13 protein-coding genes and 1 pseudogene are annotated in these 16750 nt (G+C 66.6%); 8 read left to right on the forward strand and 6 right to left on the reverse strand.

All coding sequences use genetic code 11. From position 1 onward, the window contains the following. The first annotated feature begins 48 nt into the window (after positions 1 to 48). The 3 genes from ACFY2Z_RS24540 to ACFY2Z_RS24550 all read left to right on the forward strand — a co-directional run bounded on the left by ACFY2Z_RS24540 (position 49) and on the right by ACFY2Z_RS24550 (position 1733). The gene (locus ACFY2Z_RS24540) at positions 49 to 459 is read left to right on the forward strand and encodes a head decoration protein (protein ID WP_390746249.1); all 411 of its coding nucleotides are present in this window, start codon (positions 49 to 51) and stop codon (positions 457 to 459) included. Positions 460 to 472: 13 nt separating this feature from the next. After that, positions 473 to 631, forward strand: a complete 159-nt coding sequence (locus ACFY2Z_RS24545; protein ID WP_390746250.1) for a hypothetical protein — start codon at positions 473 to 475, stop codon at positions 629 to 631. A 139-nt stretch (positions 632 to 770) separates the two neighbouring features. After that, entirely contained in the window at positions 771 to 1733 is a 963-nt protein-coding gene (locus tag ACFY2Z_RS24550; protein ID WP_390746251.1) for a PIN domain-containing protein, read from the forward strand. Positions 1734 to 1994: 261 nt separating this feature from the next. Here the strand turns inward: ACFY2Z_RS24550 and ACFY2Z_RS24555 are convergent, their stop codons facing one another. Further along, positions 1995 to 2936 carry a hypothetical protein gene (locus ACFY2Z_RS24555; protein ID WP_390746252.1) on the reverse strand — a complete coding sequence of 314 codons (942 nt, stop codon included), beginning with the start codon at positions 2934 to 2936 and terminating at the stop codon, positions 1995 to 1997. Positions 2937 to 3562: 626 nt separating this feature from the next. Between ACFY2Z_RS24555 and ACFY2Z_RS24560 the strand changes: the two genes are divergently transcribed. The 4 genes and pseudogenes from ACFY2Z_RS24560 (at position 3563) to ACFY2Z_RS24575 (ending at position 5587) form a co-directional block, all read left to right on the forward strand. Continuing rightward, positions 3563 to 3838, forward strand: a complete 276-nt coding sequence (locus ACFY2Z_RS24560; RefSeq protein WP_390746253.1) for a hypothetical protein — start codon at positions 3563 to 3565, stop codon at positions 3836 to 3838. 26 nt (positions 3839 to 3864) lie between these two features. Then, positions 3865 to 4251, forward strand: coding sequence for a hypothetical protein (locus ACFY2Z_RS24565; RefSeq protein WP_390746254.1), 387 nt, complete (start codon positions 3865 to 3867; stop codon positions 4249 to 4251). Between the two features lie 288 nt (positions 4252 to 4539). Continuing rightward, positions 4540 to 4824: pseudogene (locus ACFY2Z_RS24570) on the forward strand (transposase); the annotation flags it as partial. Positions 4825 to 5002: 178 nt separating this feature from the next. Next, entirely contained in the window at positions 5003 to 5587 is a 585-nt protein-coding gene (locus ACFY2Z_RS24575; protein ID WP_390746255.1) for a hypothetical protein, read from the forward strand. Positions 5588 to 5856: 269 nt separating this feature from the next. On the opposite strand, the gene ACFY2Z_RS24580 is transcribed toward ACFY2Z_RS24575, so the two are convergent. From ACFY2Z_RS24580 to ACFY2Z_RS24600, 5 genes are all read right to left on the reverse strand, one after another. Beyond that, a complete protein-coding gene (locus tag ACFY2Z_RS24580) occupies positions 5857 to 7167 on the reverse strand; it encodes a hypothetical protein (protein ID WP_390746298.1) in 1311 nt (436 codons plus the stop codon). Positions 7168 to 7511: 344 nt separating this feature from the next. Then, the gene (locus tag ACFY2Z_RS24585) at positions 7512 to 10778 is read right to left on the reverse strand and encodes a type I restriction endonuclease subunit R (protein ID WP_390746256.1); all 3267 of its coding nucleotides are present in this window, start codon (positions 10776 to 10778) and stop codon (positions 7512 to 7514) included. Next, entirely contained in the window at positions 10775 to 11962 is a 1188-nt protein-coding gene (locus ACFY2Z_RS24590) for a restriction endonuclease subunit S (protein ID WP_390746257.1), read from the reverse strand. Before ACFY2Z_RS24590 ends, ACFY2Z_RS24585 begins: the two co-directional genes overlap by 4 nt. Continuing rightward, positions 11949 to 13577 carry a type I restriction-modification system subunit M gene (locus ACFY2Z_RS24595; RefSeq protein WP_390746258.1) on the reverse strand — a complete coding sequence of 543 codons (1629 nt, stop codon included), beginning with the start codon at positions 13575 to 13577 and terminating at the stop codon, positions 11949 to 11951. The genes ACFY2Z_RS24590 and ACFY2Z_RS24595 overlap by 14 nt, the downstream gene beginning before the upstream one ends. A gap of 17 nt (positions 13578 to 13594) precedes the next feature. Beyond that, on the reverse strand, positions 13595 to 15733 hold the full coding sequence (locus ACFY2Z_RS24600; RefSeq protein ID WP_390746259.1) for a hypothetical protein: 2139 nt from the start codon (positions 15731 to 15733) through the stop codon (positions 13595 to 13597). 232 nt (positions 15734 to 15965) lie between these two features. Here ACFY2Z_RS24600 and ACFY2Z_RS24605 point away from each other — a divergent pair, with 232 nt between their 5' ends. Further along, on the forward strand, positions 15966 to 16718 hold the full coding sequence (locus tag ACFY2Z_RS24605) for a hypothetical protein (RefSeq protein ID WP_390746260.1): 753 nt from the start codon (positions 15966 to 15968) through the stop codon (positions 16716 to 16718). The last annotated feature ends 32 nt before the right edge of the window (positions 16719 to 16750 follow it).

Consider the following 16750-nt stretch of genomic DNA (forward strand, 5'->3'; position numbering starts at 1 on the left):
CCCGGTGAGCGGACGATCACCCGTTTCGTCGCGTCCACGGGAGGACTCATGACCGTTCAGCCGGTCACCACCACCCAGAACCTGACGGCCGACCGGTCCTGGCTTGCCAGCCTGCACGGCACCAACTCGGTCGACACCATCACGCTCGACATGTCCACCTTCACGTCGGGCACCCACTACGTCCCGTCCACCGACACGAACATCCCCTACTCGCGGTTCCTGTCCGGCATCCCCGTCGGCAAGATCACCGCATCTGGCCTGTACGGGCTTTACTCCACGGGCGCCGCCGACGGCCGGCAGACCCTGGCCGGATTCGTCTTCGCGGAGGTGCTGTTCGCGCCCGCGCAGACGAAGGTCCCGGCCGCGCTGCTGTGGCACGGCTCGGTGAAGACGGCGAAGCTGCCGATCGCAGTCCCGCCGGTCGCCCCGTCCTCCATCTGCCAGATCCGGTTCGTGTAAGGGAGGCCTGTCGATGACTGTTCAGGACCTGATCAAGGACGGCACCACGGTGGACCTGACCACGTTCGCCCGCTACATCCCCACCCCCGCCGACTTCCTGCCGACCCAGGCCGTGTTCGCCAAGGTGTCGATTCAGGACGTCATGTGGCGCGCCTCCTCGAGCGCTTCCTGAATCGATGTCACGAACGCACCAACGGGCACCAGGAGGAACCGTCACGGCCTGGTCGGTGCTCCCACACGTCCGGCCGATCGCCCCGTCGCTTCGGCCATAGCCTGCCTGGGCAGGTTGCCGCTCCTGGCAGGATCAGCGCATGCTCATCACACCCCGCCCGGGAGCCGACCGGAGAAACATCCGCCACGTCCTCCAGGAGGTTCGCCGCGAAGCCGAGAACCTCCGCAGGCCGTTCGGAAGCGCCATCGAGTACCTTCTGGCATATCTGGAATGGGCCACCGAAGCGGCAGGCGTTCTGCGCCCACAGATCAGCGACAAGGACGTCGACCACCTGGTATTCACCCGCCGCTACCAGGCACTCCTTGCCAGCTGCGGCACGCTCGCCGGGAGGCATCAACGAGACTTCGTCATTGGCCTGGTGGACCTGGAGGTCTCAGAGCGCGTCCAGGCCTTCGAGGAAGCCGAAGCGGCTCTTGAGGCGCAGATAGGTCGATGGAACGGCCTGGAGTGGTTTGTGGTCGCCGACTCCAGCTTCTACATCCACAACCCCGCCCCACTCGCCGAAACCAACCTGCACGAAGTCCTCAGGCTGCCGCTGGGCGAACACATCCGGCTGCTCTTCCCGATGGCCGTCATCGACGAACTCGACAACCTCAAGGAGGCCAGCAAGCACCGAGCCCGCTGGCGCGCGTCCCACACGCTCGGCCTCCTGGACAAAGCCCTCGGCGGCTCCACCTTCGGGATCCTCCACCGCCAGGAGCTCATCTCACAGGAAGGCGCGGTCCGCGGCGAGGTGAACCTGGAGATCGTCCTGGACCCGCCCAGCCACGTGCGCCTGCCCATCGCTGACGACGAGATCATCGACCGGGCGGTTGCCATCCAGTCTCTCGCCGCCCGTAAGGTGCGGCTGTTGACGTGCGACACCGGGCAACACACTCGAGGCCGAGCAGCCGGCCTGGAAGTGACGAAGGTCCCCGCGAAGGACTCCGGGCCTGAACCGGACTGGGAGGCACAGGACAAGCCCGGCAACGGCACCCGCGCAAAGCGGCGTGAGTGGCAGGCCACTCGCGAGGCCCAGTCGGATGACGCGTCGCTGACATGAGCCACACCTAGCGGTGCCGGCCACCGGCGGGACCGCAGGTTGCCTAGCTCGAGCCGATCACTCCGCCCACGCCGCTTCAACTGCGGCTGGTCCCACTAGCCGACCTGAAGACGGCTCCTGGCGCGCCTTCATCATGGCGCCCAGCGGGGATGGCCGTTGAGGCGCGACCGCCCCCGTCCGAACGCCCGCACCACCGTCCCGGGGCGGGCGCTCGCTGTCGCTTGGCGCTGCGGCGTCACGACTGGTCGCCGAGGGAGCGTCTCAGCCCAGTTGTACAGACATCTGGGGCGGCATGGCGATGACTTGGCGCTGCGTGACGAATGCGCGGCCCACGTTGTTCTCGATGATCTTCACGCAGGAGGTTGCCTGGAACATCAGTGTGGTGGCGTGGTGCACACTCAGCACGAGATCCTGCAGTTGATCGTCAGCCTCAAGATCGACAACCGTCAAGCCCAGCCGGCGGACTTGCTCACGGTCGATTGCTCGACTGTGAGTGTGATGCTCAACCCCATTGGCAAAGAACCCCGCTGATGCCTTCGCCAGAGCATCACGGTCCACGCGATCCTTCAACATGTAGCGGCTGAGCCACTGCTCGACGAGTTCACGGCCGAGCTCCTCGTAGTCGGAGCAAATCTCCAGAAGCCCAGGCTGGTACTGCTGCAGAGTGGGCATCCATGCGCTGAGCTTTCGGGGGTCCTCCGCGCACTCGTCGGATGCCCGCCTGAACTGCCGCAGCAGAGCGTGGGCAGGCACCATGGTGTTGCCCATGGGGATCTGCGGATCAATGGGCCCCAACTGGGAGTGGTCGCCCATGACGATCTCGTCGGCGGCAAGCGACATCATGGTCGCAGCCGACATGGCAGCGAAGGGCACGATGACGCGCACCTCGTTGAACCGGGACCGGATGTAGCGGACGATGCGATCCGCTGCTTCCGGGCTGCCGCCAGGGCTGTGCAGGATGAGATCGAGGTGTGCGCCTCGCAGTCCGTGGAAGACTTCCATGAACCCCTGCACATCTTGAAGGGTTATTGAAGTGTCCACACCGCCGGCGGTCAGCCAGCTGGACGAGTAGAGCACCGTAGGCCGCTCGGTGTACGCGGCGAGCTCGGCAAGGTACTTCCGGCGGAGCTGGTCGAAGTCCGGGGCTCCGTTGGGGAGGAGGGTTTGCTGGACTTCGAGGAGGATTTCAGACCATCCGGGCACAGGTGATTACGCGTTCCCTCCGGCCGAGAAGCGGACCATTGGCGGGGTCGGCGGCGGGGTGTGTGCTCGGTGGGCCGCAGCCTCGTAGATCTTGAGCGTCGCGGCGACCCCGGGGAGCCTCATCGCTTGGTCGAGCATCGCGCTGGCTCGTTTACTGAGGTCTCGTTCCGTGGTGTTGGGCACGGCTGCCTCCGTGGTCGTAGGGTGTGGTGGTTGCGGCGGCGCGCAAGCCAGCTTGGCGAGTATCCCCTAACGGGCGTCTTGCCGTCGAGACGGCTGGCATTCCTCGCGCGCCCACCCCACTACCGGGGCTCGCGCTCGTGCGTTGCGGACACGGAGCGGCCCGTCGTTGGTGGAATACGAGGGGCCGCCGCCTCGAAGGGCACCTCTTTACGGGTACAGCGACCGTACAGCCGGCCCGCGCCTCGCGAGAGATACCGCGCCTACACGAACCGGCGCGTCCTCGGATCCACTTTGCCCAAGGTGTACGCCCGGAACATCATGTCGATCATTCCGAAGCTGAGTCGCAGTGTCAGCCGCACGAGAGAGATCGCAAGCCCCAGCACTACCGACCCGCCTTCCAGTCGGTGTCCAGGATCACGGCATGCACAGCCGCAACGATCAACGTGAATACCAGCACGCCGCCCTACGAGCGCCGCCAGTGCGGCGCCAGATCCCCCCAGCGGCACGACAACCGCGCCGATGCCGATGCCGATGCCGATGCCGAGGACGAGCGCGACGGGCACCGGGCCACCGTGCACGGTGGGTTGGTGCCGGCCGCCGGGGACGGGATCCGGGCCGTGCACGCGGAAGCGCGCGGCGACGGCTGCCTGCCGTCGGGATCGTTCCTGTTCTTCCTGTTCTTGCTCGCCGCGGTCCTGACGAACTGCTGGGGCCGTTGACCACCGATACCGATAGGAGCGCGACCGTGAACCACGCCGAGCCGTACGACGACTACGACGAGTTCGAAGACCCGGACGACGCGCCGGCGTGCGCGGGTGAGCTGCCAGTTCCTGGAGGCCTCCGGGTCCTGGAGATCCTCGGTGGAACAGCGTCCGGCGAAGGCGAAACGGATCACGGGCGGTGGGACTCCCAGCGTGTAGGGATGGAGCGTGTTGCGGGTGTTATGTGGCGTTCTGTCTTACCTCGAATGGGCGAGAAGAGCCAGCGGGGCTCCCGATTAGGCGTCGCGGGACTCGGTACTTGGCTGCCTTGGCTCGGTAATCAGGGTTTGGAGAAGGTGCAGGAGAGCGGCAGCGACGGACTCGGTCACGTCGAGAGGCTCGTCAGGAAGAACCACCTGGATCTTCTGTGAGTTGTCCGGACTCGAGTGCGGCTGGGATGGGAGCTGAGACATGCGTCGTTGGGCGCCGGGGCCAGAGGAGCGTCGGTGCTGACACAACCCCTATAGGGATGTTGCAGAGCAAATTTGTCGTCTTGTGCCGGTCGGGGAACCGGGTGGAGGCCGGTTCGGTGGCCTGGCCGAAGGACGGCCCCAGGCCCTGCTGCGTTCGTTTGGATCGTGCAGGCCAGGACTGGGCTTGATCCGCTTTGACGGACATCGGAGATCAGGGCCTTCGGCCTCGGAAGGATGATGTCCATCATGGAGAGCCTGGGGAAGGAGAAGCCGCGTCCTCGCCGCTCGTTCACGCCGGAGTTCAAGGCCGAGATCGTCGAGCTCTGCCGACGCGGCGACCGCTCGGTCGGCCAGGTCGCCAAGGGCTTCGACCTGACCGAGACCGCGGTGCGCGACTGGGTCAAGCAGGCCGAGGTCGATGCCGGCGAGCGCGACGGCCTGACCAGCAGCGAACGCGAGGAACTGGCCGCGCTACGGCGGGAGAACCGCCGGCTGCGGGAGGACGTGGAGGTCCTCAAGCGGGCCACGGCAGGAGAGCATCCGGGATGCCGTACGCACCCTCGCGCGGCGGAAGCATGTCACCCACGACAACGATGTTGTCGACCTCGCGCCGCCCAGGACGCTTCTCGCTCGCTTTCCCGGGAGCAGCAAGCCTCGTAAGGCGGAACACGTCCCGCCCTCGGAACGGCAGGTAGCACTGATCGGCCTGGTGACGGAGTCACCCGGTATCAGCCGGGAAGAACTGCTCCGTGAGACCGCTCGCTTCTTCGGATGGGGTCGACTCGGTGCCGACATCCGCACCACTCTCGAAGCTGACGTCGACAAGCTGCTCGACTCAGCACGACTTGCCCCGACCGTGAACGGCCTCACGGTAGTTGGCGATCCCGTAAGTCGACCAGCGTCGGCCGAGGCCGCGGAAGCCGCGGAGCCCCTCACTGTGCGCGCTGAATCGCAGGAGGCGGTCGACGCCCGGTGCCTGAGGCTGCTGGCGAAGGACGGATACGAGATCCTGCAGAGCCTGCAGACTGAAGACGGATTGACCATGCGCATGGCACTCCATCCCGATCTGCAACTCCCGGACCGCGGGCCCAAGGTCATGTCCTTCGCCTGCCTGGACACCGATGAGATCCGACCGGGCGACCAGGCGACGTTGACACATCGGCTGCTGCAGGCGCTCGCGCTCGTGGAGACCATGAAGGGCGAGGTCTCCCTTTCCATGCTGCGGGTTCTGGTCACGAGTGTGACCCTGCCGGAACCCTTGGACGGATTCGTCGAGGACCAAGGCTCATACTGATCTCGCCTGAAACGCTGGCTGCCTGGGAGACCGGCCGCCTGGTTCCCTACTTCGATGAGGACGCCGTGCCTGACGTCGGCAGCCTGTCCGGCGTGAGCCTCATGTTGGAACCGACCTCATGACCTGTCCGAACCGATCAGGGCGCCCGATGCCCTGACGTCGCGGGCGGCGAGCACCGCACATGCCACCCGCGGAAAGGCAGAGGACGCCGACGAGTCTCGCCCTGATCCGGCTGTGGTCGGACCAGGGCGAGGCGATCGCGCCTGCGTCTACGCGGGCTGTGCGGGGAACACGACCACCGAGCCGTCCTTGTTGCGGGAGATCTCGATCGCCACGTCGGTCGCGCGGCTGTTGACCATGATGCCGTCGCCCAGCTTGCGAATCCGGCTTGCCGCGCGCATCAGATGATCTACTTCACCGGTCGTGAGTACGGGTAGGAATCCGCTCGTGCGTGTCAACTCCAGCGCCGACAGGCGTTCCAGCACACCGGCGATGCTCGACTCCAGGTCCTCGAGGCGCTGCTGGTCGGCCTTGAGTGCGCGGGCGAAATTCTCGAACGGGTTGCCGGGGTCGCTCTGGGCGTGATCGACGGCCTGCAGAACGATGACCCGACGCTTCAGCGCAATGGCCAGGGCGGCGAGTTCCAGGTGGGTGCGGAATGTGCCGCCGTCGTCGTCGATGCCGGGGAACGACTTGGTCAGCGTGTCGATCTCGACAGCCTTGCCTTCGGGCAGCTCGTCAAGTGCGTTCTTCCACTTGGTGAGGCGCCGGTCAGCGGCGGCCAGCGCCTTGCCGATGGCATGCACGGCCGAGTCCAGTCCCAGCGAGACACCGAGTTTGCCCTGGTCGAGGAGGATGGCGGTGGCCTTGTCGATGGCATCGCGGCAGCCGTCGAGTTCGCTGCGCTCGTCATCGAGCTTCTGGTCGTGCAGTTGCTCCAGCAGTTCCGTGATGCGTGCGATGGCCTGCTGGCGCTGGTGGTCGGCATGCGCGCTCACCCCCACCGCTACGGCCATGAGCACGAGCGGCGCGGCCACGGTCAGCGCCGCGCTGCCGGCGACCGCGACGCCGGCTGTCGCACTGGCTCCACCGGCTGCGCCCGCCGCTGCCGCTTTACCGACGGGCACGAACGACGCCGCGTCGACGATCGTGCCCTTCGAGTTCACGAATGCGCCGCGGATGCCATTGGCCACCCCTTTCGCCGCCATCGGGCGGACGAGCCCCTGCCCGAGCTGGGCGGCGGTCTTCGCGGGAACCACCATGCGATACAGGTTTTCGCCGGTGGCGGTCGCCTTGGCCGCCACAGAGGAATTCTTCGCCGATTGCGTGATGAGCTGCGACAGGTGCTGCGCCAGGGGACTTGCGGCGTCGAGCGGGATGCCTCGGCCGCGGTCGAGCTTGGCGGACAGCGGGTGTACCTCGAGTGTGGCGATCGGCTCGTCGGCGAGGGCGGCCAGCACACCGCGCAGTTCGGCCAAGCGATCAGCCGTCATCGGCCCGTCTCCGGCCAATGCGGGCACCCGGACGTCACCGGTCGCCAGCGTCCACACCGGAACGATCGCCTGGCGGTCGTCGGTCATCGTCTCCCCCTCGTTTTCCAGCGACAGCCTGTGGCTGACGTTCGACAAGAACAGCGTGAACCCTTGTGCATTCAACTACGGGCACTGTCCGCCGGTGAACTGACGATCCGGCAACGGTGCAGGGGGTGCCCCTCGCCTGTGGTGATCTGGATCGTTCAGATCAGGAACGTCGCGCGGCGAGGGGCCCCAGAAGGTGAGGGCTAGCGGTTGGGACCGGCAGCTCGTGACGCGGGCCGACGAGGAGAACCTCGTCGGGCACGCGGCGTCGTGCTGCTGCGGAAGATCGCGGACCCTGGCGAGCTCACCTCTGCGCGATCCTGGAAATTGCATCTATGGAGTACAGCTCAGCTGTCCGGGACGCCGTTTGTGGACCACTCGTTGGCGAAGTACTCCATCTGCTTCAGTACCAGGTTGACGGCCTCCGGACGCCGGTCCGGCGGGTAGTTGTGGCGGGCCAGCAGGCGCTTGATGGCACTGCGGAGACCGGCGCGAACCGCGTCGCGAGCGATCCAGTCCGGCTTGAGCTTCTTCCGGACCTCCGCGACGAGCTCGCGGGCGATGCCGGCCAGGACCTCGTCGCCCATGAGCTCCCGCGCCGTGCCGTGGTCGGCCACCGCGTCGTAGAAGGCGAGCTCGCGCCAGTTCAGGGGCGGGTCGAACTTCTCGCCACGCCTGGCGTCTTCGACGACCTCCTTGGCCATCTCGACCAGCTTGGCGATGAGCTCAGCGCTCGTGTACTGCTGACGCATGTACCGGAGCATGAGGTCCTGGAGCTGCTCGGAGAACGTCGTGCGGCGGACGATGTTGTGTCGCGTCACCTCGCGCATCTTCTTCTCGACGAGCCGCCGCAGCGCCTCCGCCGCCAGATGCGGGGTCTCGCTGTTCTGCAGCTTGGCGACAAGGGCGTCGTTGAGGTGCGTCAGGTCGGCGATCTCCAGGCCGGCCTCGGCGAACAGGTCCGTTATCCCGCCGGTCTCGACGACCGACGAGGTCAGCTGCTGGAGGTACAGCTCGACGTCGCGGGCGACGGGCAGGCCGCGAGCCTCGCGGTCCATCGCGTCGAGCTTGGCCATGTAGGCGCGCACCTCGACGAAGAACTGGATGTCCCGGCGCCAGGACGGGTGGTCCGGGAAGCGCTCGCCGATGTTCGTGGCGCTGCCGGACAACGCGTAGAAACGTTCCAGGCGGTGGGCGTGCTCACGGAAGCGCCGGCCGAGGGTCTGGCGGGGGTCGTCGAGCTTTTCCGGGTCGTTGCCCGGGGTTCGCGGGTCCCGCAGGTAGTTGGCCGTCTTCAGGGCGGCGTCTATGAAGGCCGTCTTGGTCGGCTGGGTCAGGCGCGACCGCCAGTCGAAGCCACGCAGGATGTCGGTGAGGATGTCGTACTCGTTGCGCAGCTCGTCCAGGGCGCGGTCGAGGTCCTGGCCCAGGGTGCGGTCCTGCCGGTCGGCGTCAGTGTATTCGGCGATCGCCTTCTGCAGGTTCTCGGTGAGCGGCGCGTAGCCGACGAGGAGGCCGTCCTCCTTGCCGCGGAAGCGGCGGTTGACCCGGGCCAGGGCCTGCATCAGGTTGGCGCCCTTGAGCGGTCGGTCCAGGTACATCGTGTGGACCGGCGGTGCGTCGAAGCCGGTCAGGAGCATGTTGTTGACGATGAGCAGCTCCAGCTCGTCGTCGGGGTCCTTGGCCCGGTTGATGACCGCCTTGCGCTGGCTGTCGCGCAGGGTGTGGGCGCGCAGGTGGTCGGGGTCCTTCCGGGAGTCCGAGGAGAAGACGATCTTCATGGCACCCTTGTCGACCTCGTCGCTGTGCCACTCCGGCCGCAGCTCACGCAGGGCGTCGTAGACCCGGACGCAGATCTCGCGGGTCGCGCAAACGACCATCGCCTTGCCGGTCGCCCCACCCTCCTCGGAGACACCGACGAAGGGCTGCATCCGCTCGCGCCGCGCCTCCCAGTGCGTCACCAGGTCCTGGGCGAGGTCCCTGATGCGAGCGGGCGCGCCGTACATGGCGTTCATCGTGGCGACGGCCTGCTCGACCCGGCGGCGCTCGGTGTCGTCGAGACCGTCGGTGATGCGGTCGGCCTCCTCGTCGATCTTCGTCGGGTCGGCGTCCTCGTCCAGGATAAGTTGGATGACGCGTCCCTCGTGGAAGACCTTGACGGTCGCGCCGTCGTCGGCGGCCCGCTTGAGGTCGTAGACATCGATGTAGTCGCCGAAGACCTCGCGGGTGTTTCGGTCGGCCTCGGAGATTGGGGTGCCGGTGAAGGCCAGGAGCGTGGCGTGCGGGAGGGCGTCGCGCAGGTGGCGGGCGTAGCCGTCGAGGTTGTCGTAGTGGCTGCGGTGGGCTTCGTCGACGACGACCACGATGTTGCGGCGGTCGGAGAGGAGAGGGTGATCGGCCCCCGACTCCTTCTCTTCCTTGGTCCTGCCGAACTTCTGGAGGGTGGTGAAGAGAACGCCGCCTGTCCGCTTGGCGGCCAGCTCCTCCCGCAGCTCAGCCCGGGTGAGGATCTGCTTCGGAGTCTCCGGGAGGATCTCGCTCTCCAGAAAGGTGGAGTACAGCTGGTCATCGAGGTCGTTGCGGTCGGTGATGACTACGACGGTCGGGTTCAGCAGCGCCGGGTCGCGCATCACCATCGTCGTGGTGAGCACCATCTCCTCGGACTTGCCCGAGCCCTGCGTGTGCCAGACGACGCCGGCCTTCCCATCGGTGGCGGCGGCCTCCCGGACGGCCTCCGCGGCGCGGGTCACCGCGTGGAACTGGTGCGGCTTCGCGATGCGCTTCATCCGCTTCGACGGGACGAAGTTGATGAAGGACTGGAGGAGGGAGAGGAAGCGCGGCTGCGTGAACAGGCCGTGCAGTGCCAGGTTCTGGCCCGAGTCGGCCAACCCTTCCGCGTCGAACGGGTCGACACGGGCACCGGACTCGTCCGTGTTCCACGGCGCGAAATGCTCGCACGGGGTGAAGGGCGTGCCGTACTTCGCCGTAATGCCGTCGGAGAGCAGGACCACCGCGTTGTAGCGGAAAGCGGTGGGGAACTCCTGCACGTATCGGGTTATCTGGGAGTGCGCGGTCTGAAGCGTGGCGTCCTCGTCGCCCGCGCGCTTCAGCTCCAGTACGGCGAGTGGGAGGCCGTTGACGTACAGGACGATGTCGAAGCGGCGGTTCTTTTCGCCATCGATGACGGTGACCTGGTTCAGAGCGCGGTAGGTATTCGCGTCCGGATCGGCCAGGTCGACAAGTCGGATGGTCGGGTTGTGCTCGGCGCCGAAGGAGTCGGTGTACGTGACGGAGCGGATGCCGGCTGTCAGATACGTGTGCGCGGTGCGGTTTTCCTCGTACGTGTCCTGCGAAGTCGGGCTCGCTGCTACTGCGATGGCGTCACGGATGGCGTCCGGGGGCAGCTCGGGGTTGAGCCGCTCGATCGCTTCGCGGAGGTCAGGATAGAGAATCAGGTCATCCCATGACTTACGGTGACCGGATCCGGGGGCGAACTCGTTGCCGGAGGTGTGCAGCCAGGCCAGGCCACGCAGCTCCTTGAGCGCGAACTGTTCCCAGTCGGCCTCCAGGGGGCGGTGGCGCTCGTCGCTTCTACCCTCATCATCGTGCGTCACGTTGCGTCCTCGACAATCTTCTCGGCGTCCCTGACATGGAGTCGGCCGGACATGAGCTGGGGAAGGAGAGTGTCACGGAGGTTGGCGAGTGCCCGTGATTCTCGCACCGCTTGATGAGAGCGACGCCGCATAGGCATGACAGTGCTCTCGAATTCTTCCCTCTCTTCGGATTTCGGTAGCAGGATTGGAGCTTCTTTGAAGCGCTCGGCTCGCACTGCCGGGTAAGTACTACCTTCAGCAACACTCTCCAAGTAGGCCTGAAATTCTGGCGTACGGGTAGCTTCATACAGAAGGGCTGGACCAACGGACTTGGGTGTGAGGATAGCCAATCCGGTGGAGAAAACGAGATGAGGGTCGTCGTCCAGCAGTAGAGCATGAGACCGCCGGTTCGGTCTTACGGTAGACCAGATCGTGGAGCCGGGAGCAGCCTTCCTGCGAGCTCGCCCCGGAGCTTCGCTCCAACCGATTTCATCAGGCCACTCGTAAGACCCGACGCCAACGCTAGAAATATCAATGTAACGCAGGCAGCCGTTCTCAAGAGGCTTGACCGAACCCGAGTTTACTGAAGCCACGTCACCGAGTGTGACTTCTTCAAACCCCGCCCCCTTCCTCTTCAACGATCTGTACAGGGCCGACGCGAGCTTATCGACACTTGCCGCGATGCGTTCATTTATTTCGATCTTCCGCGACATTTCGAAGTACAGGGTTCCGATCCCCGCTTGCGTTTCGGGATCGGGCACAGGGATGTAGAGCTTGCCGAAGTCCCCTTTCTTGAAGTGCGGAATCATCGTCCCCACATGGAGATTCCGGATCCTATCCTGCACTTGCTGCGACCTCAAGGCGGCGAATAGATACAGGGGGTGAACCTTGGAACGGTCGGCGCGCACCGCCACCATATCTTGAGCGATACAGAAATCGACACGATTGGGCGTCATCGCTACCCGCCCGGGAGTCCCCTTGCATACGAAAATTAGATCGCCGGGCTCAGGATGCCCGCGAAACCAATTTTCGTAAGTTTCCTGCGATACATAACGCAGTCTCTCGTAGCGCGGATAGAGCGATTCATTACTGATACAGTTAGTAGCAATCAGCTTGATGCCGCTATCCTCAGTAGGGCAGGTTCGCCCTCTATTGTCCACTACCGCACTCAGCAGCTCAGAGAACGCAATTTCACGAGTCGGCAACTTCAAGCCCCTTAAGGAGTTCCATCACGATCCTCTGCTGGCGATCTGACTCCTGGAATAGCTGAAGGAGTTCAGTGGTGCCCTCTTCAATTCTTTGCGCGACCACCTCGTCGTCATCCATACCGGAATAAGCGGCACCTACGTATCGCCCTGGCGTCAGCACATACCCGTGCCCTCGCACAGTTTCTAGAGCCGCCGAACAGCAGAATCCAGGTTCATCCGCGTATGTACGTCCGCCCTCACGCGCCGACGCTGTGCCTCGCCACGCGTGATATGTACTGGAAATCTTCTCTACGTCGGCTTCTGTTAGACGCCGCTCCGTACCCTTGAGCTCACCCATCTCCTGCGCATCGATGAAGAGGATCTCACCTCGCCTGTCGTCCAACCTCTGTGCCCCTTGAGGGGTCTTATCCTTCGCCAGAAACCATAGACACGCGGAAATAGTCGTTGTCCGGAAAAGCTGGGGCGGCAGGGCGACCATGCAGGCCACCAAGTCCGCCTCGACAAGCGCCCGGCGGATCTCGCCCTCACCGCTCGACTGTGAGCTCATCGACCCGTTGGCCAGGACGATGCCGGCCATACCCTTCTCTCCCAGCTTGGAGATCATGTGCTGAAGCCACGCGTAGTTGGCATTGTTCTTCGGCGGGACGCCGTACTTCCACCTGGGGTCGCTCTCGTCCCGCGCCCAGTCCTTGATGTTGAACGGGGGGTTGGCCATGACGAAGTCGGCCTTGAGATCGGGGTGCTTGTCGTCGGCGAAGGTGTCGCCCCAGCGGGGGGCGAGGTTGCCGTCGATGCCATGGATGGCGAGGTTCATCTTGCCCAGGCGCCAGGTGCGCTCGTTGAGTTCCTGGCCGTAGACGGAGATGTCGGCCTTGTGGCCGCGGCCCCGGTGGGCCTCGATGAACTTGGCTGCCTGGACGAACATGCCGCCCGAGCCGCACGCCGGGTCGTACACCCGCCCCTCGTAAGGTTCCAGGATCTCCACGATCAGCTGGACGACGGACCGGGGCGTGTAGAACTCGCCGCCCCGCTTGCCCTCCGCACGCGCAAAGTTGCCGAGGAAGTACTCGTACACCTCACCAAGTACGTCCTGCGCGGGCTTGTCCTCGTTGCCGCCGAAGCGGGCGTCGCTGATGAGGTCGACGAGCTCGCCCAGCCGCTTCTGGTCGACGTTGTCCCGGTTGAAGATCTTCGGGAGGACGCCGGTCAGCGCCGCGTTCTCCCGCATGATGGCGTCCATCGCGTCGTCCAGGAGCTTGCCGACGCCCTGGCTCTTGGCGTGGGCGGCGATCCACGACCAGCGGGCGGCCTCCGGCACCCAGAAGACGTGCGCACCGGTGTACTCGTCGCGGTCCTCCAGGAACTCCTCCAGGCGCTCCTCGTCGATGCCGTCCTCGGTCAGCTCCTTGGCCAGCTCGGTGCGGCGCTCCTCGAAGGCGTCGGAGACGTACTTGAGGAAGATCAGGCCTAGCACGAACTCCTTGTACTGCGCGGCATCGATGGAACCGCGGAGCTTGTCCGCGGCCTTCCACAGGATGTCCTGGATCTCCTTGGCGGTGGAGGCGCTGAACAGCTCCGCCTGATCAGTGGGCTTCTTCTGGCCGGGAATCATGGGGTGAAGCGTCTCCTTCAGTCGTCGGTGCCGGGGAAGTTCTGGAGGGTGAGCGTGCCGTCAGCGATGCCGGCGGCAGTGGTACGGGCCAGGTCGTCGAGGGCGGCGGACTGTTCCCGCAGGAGGGTCGCTCGGCTCTCGAGCTCGGCGAGCACGGCGTCAAAGCGTTCGGCCTCGTCCCGACTCAGGTCCGGAATGAGGAGGTCCTCGATACCCCGCGAGGCCCGCACCGCGCCGCTGGTGCGCCCGTACTCGGTGGCCGCCGCCCGCAGCAGCGCCGCGAGGACCCGAGGCAGGACCGGCGGGTCGGCGTCGGGACGGACCCGCAGGATACGGGCTGGGGCGGCCACGAGTGACAGGCCGGCTTCGTCGACGTACGCGCCGAAGCGGGGGCTCGTGGTGACGACGATGTCGCCCGGCTCGGTGAACTGGGCGTGTTCGTAGCCGGTGAGGAACACTCCGCGGTCGATGCAGCGGCTGCCCGGGCGGGCGGTACCGAGGACCTCGTCGGGGGTGAGCACCGTGTAGTGGCCCTCGGCCGAGAGGTGTTCGTCGGCGATGCGGTGGCCGGGGCGCCGGCGCAGGCGGCGCTCTGCGAGGAGCCGACGCACGGTGGTGCGCCGTACCGGCTGGTCCTCGGAACGCAGCACGGCCCGAGCGCCCAGCGTCTCACGCAGGTCGGCGCGCTGCCGGGCCTGCTCGTAGAGCTCCGCCAGGCGCTGTTCCAGGTCGCTGATGCGGGCCGGACGCTCGATGACACCGCGGGTGTAGCGCGCCGTGGTCGGGCGGTGCTGGGTCGTGAAGGCGGCACCCGGCCGGTCGTCGAGGTCCTTGGCTGGGACGATCACCGCATTGCGGGATTCGTGCCGACGGTCGCCGCGCCAGCCGGAGCCGCGCCAGATGGTGATGTCCTCGGCGAGCGCGTCGAGGACCGGGTCGGTGAGCGGCTGCGCGGAGTAGTCGGAGAGGAACACCAGGCCCGTACGATTTTCCGCCGGTGTGCGAGCCAGCACCCACACGGCGGTGCGGTAGCCCGGGCGGTAGGGGAAAGCACCGTCGGGGAGGCTGACGGCTGCCTTGAGCAGGCCGTCCCGGAGGAAGGAGCGGCGCAGGCGGTCGGCCTCGCCGTGCCGGGGCAGCGGGCGGACCAGCACGTCGGCGGGGCCGAGGATCACGGCCGTCGAGCCGTCACCGAGGTAGTCGGTGAGCGCCTGCACCCGCTCAAGCACGGCCTGCGGGCTGCGGGTCTCCGCCGCTTCATAAGGGAGGACGCAGACCAGCAGATGGGGGTAGCCCCAGTCGTCGACGGGCAGGTCCTCTCCCTCGGTGATGCCGAGGTCGAACTCGTTCACTCCACGGACGAGCATCCGCCGGCGTACCAGGCGGACCCGCGCCGGGTCGGGGTCGCAGGCGAGGTAGGTGTGGCCAGAGTCCTCGGCGGCCTGGGCGTGCAGGGCAGCGAGGAGATCGCCGGAGCGGGCGTGCGGGGTGGCGATGACGGAGCCCTCGTCGAGGGTGTCGACGCCGGACACGGCGGCGAGGGCGCGTACCACCGCCGGAGTGGGCTCGTCGGCAGCAAGGTCGTGGAAGCCGAGGCGGCGGCGGCCCTCGAGGACCCAGTCGAAAGCCTCGGCAGGTGTGTAGGCAGCCTCCGTCAGCTCGTCGGCGAGGACGGCGAGCCCCGGTCCCGTGCGGTCCGGGTCCGGCACTGCACGCAGCTCAGTCGACAAGAACGCGTCCTCGGGATCCAGATCGGCTGCCTGGGCGAGGACCGCGTCCCAGCTCCGGCCCGAGACATTGGCGTCGAGCTGGTGGCGCAGGCAGATCAACGCCGTCAGCGCCCCCACGAGGACGGCGGCGGGCAGAGCGGGCGTCCGCAAGGCGGCCAAGGTGTGCAGTGCCAGTTCGGCCCGCAGATGGCGGGGGTCCGCGTTGCCGCGGCCCGTAGTCGTCAGCCAGTCCACGACCGCGCGTGCGTCGAACAAGGGCCGCCCGTCCTCGTGGGCGACGGGCGCCGGAAAGTCCGGGTGCCTGCGGCTCCACGTGGTGGGCACAGGCCGCTGCACCTGAGCGAGGGAGGCGATTTCGGCGTAAGTGATCCGCCAGGCCGGCATCTCGGGCACGATGGGCGATACGGCTTCATGCGCAGTGGTCATCGAGCCCCGCCCCCCTTACCTCAACCTGTTGTCCCGCTGAGTCCGCGGCGGAACGCCCGGCTCGACGGCAGGTTCCAGCACTTTACAACCATTGAGCGAACCAGTGTGCCGGTGTCCTGATAACCCCGGTTATCAGACTCCGTCGCGACCTCCGCGGGCGATGCAGGGCACCTTTGCCGGCGTTGCCACACACCGGCGTGCCCGGTGCACGAAGACCTGGAGGTTCCTTGCCATGACCAGTACGCCTTCGACGCCGTCCACTCCCCAGCAGCCCGACGGATCCGGCTGGGGTGCCGTGCCGCCGCAGACGCCTCCTGCCTACGCTCAGCCGCAGGCCGGGAAGAAACCGTCGCGACGCGGAGCGCGGCTCACCCACGGAGCTTCGGCGCTCGTCTCGCTGATCGCAGAGCCCACGACCCACACGCGCAAAGCCGTCCTCGCCGTGGCCGCGGTGGCCGTGGGCTGCTCCCTGAGCGCCTGCTCCACCATCGGTGGCACCCAGACCGACACCGCGACGCCGACGGCCACCGTCAGCGCCTCGCAGGACACCCAGAGCGCCCAGGACACCCAGGACGACTCCGACAGCGACACCATCACCGTCGCGCTGGACAAGACCGCCACGTGGACCAACGGCGTCCAGGCGCACCTGAGCGACTTCAGCCGGGGCACCTCCGGCGAGTACGCCTTCCCGTCCGGCAAGGCGTACCTGGCTTTCTCCGTCACCATGCAGAACGGCTCCAAGTCCCCTATCGACCTGAGCATGGTCAGCGTGTCCTGCCCCAACGGCGCCGACGAGATCTCCGACACGGAGGCGGGCCTCAACGGCACGCCGGACACCCACCTGCTGCCGGGCAAGTCGCAGACCTGGAAAGAGGCGTGCGTGTTCGCCAAGACCGCCAAGAGCGCCCAGATCGAGATCACGCCGGCCGACACCTCCGGCTCGGGCTGGTACCGCACGGCCGTCTTCACCGGCCAGGTGCAGTAGCCCAGGCCGCCGGTGGGGCCCTTCTGGGCGCC

This window comes from Streptomyces sp. NPDC001222, assembly GCF_042896945.1.
Classification (GTDB): domain Bacteria; phylum Actinomycetota; class Actinomycetes; order Streptomycetales; family Streptomycetaceae; genus Streptomyces; species Streptomyces gibsoniae.

Excerpts from the sequence above, each read along its gene's own strand:
- ACFY2Z_RS24540 (WP_390746249.1), top strand. The coding sequence starts at position 49 with ATGACCGTTCAGCCGGTCACCACCACCCAGAACCTGACGGCCGACCGG.
- ACFY2Z_RS24545 (WP_390746250.1), top strand. The coding sequence starts at position 473 with ATGACTGTTCAGGACCTGATCAAGGACGGCACCACGGTGGACCTGACC.
- ACFY2Z_RS24550 (WP_390746251.1), top strand. The coding sequence starts at position 771 with ATGCTCATCACACCCCGCCCGGGAGCCGACCGGAGAAACATCCGCCAC.
- ACFY2Z_RS24580 (WP_390746298.1), bottom strand. The coding sequence starts at position 7,167 with ATGACCGACGACCGCCAGGCGATCGTTCCGGTGTGGACGCTGGCGACC.
- ACFY2Z_RS24595 (WP_390746258.1), bottom strand. The coding sequence starts at position 13,577 with ATGATTCCCGGCCAGAAGAAGCCCACTGATCAGGCGGAGCTGTTCAGC.
- ACFY2Z_RS24600 (WP_390746259.1), bottom strand. The coding sequence starts at position 15,733 with ATGACCACTGCGCATGAAGCCGTATCGCCCATCGTGCCCGAGATGCCG.
- ACFY2Z_RS24605 (WP_390746260.1), top strand. The coding sequence starts at position 15,966 with ATGACCAGTACGCCTTCGACGCCGTCCACTCCCCAGCAGCCCGACGGA.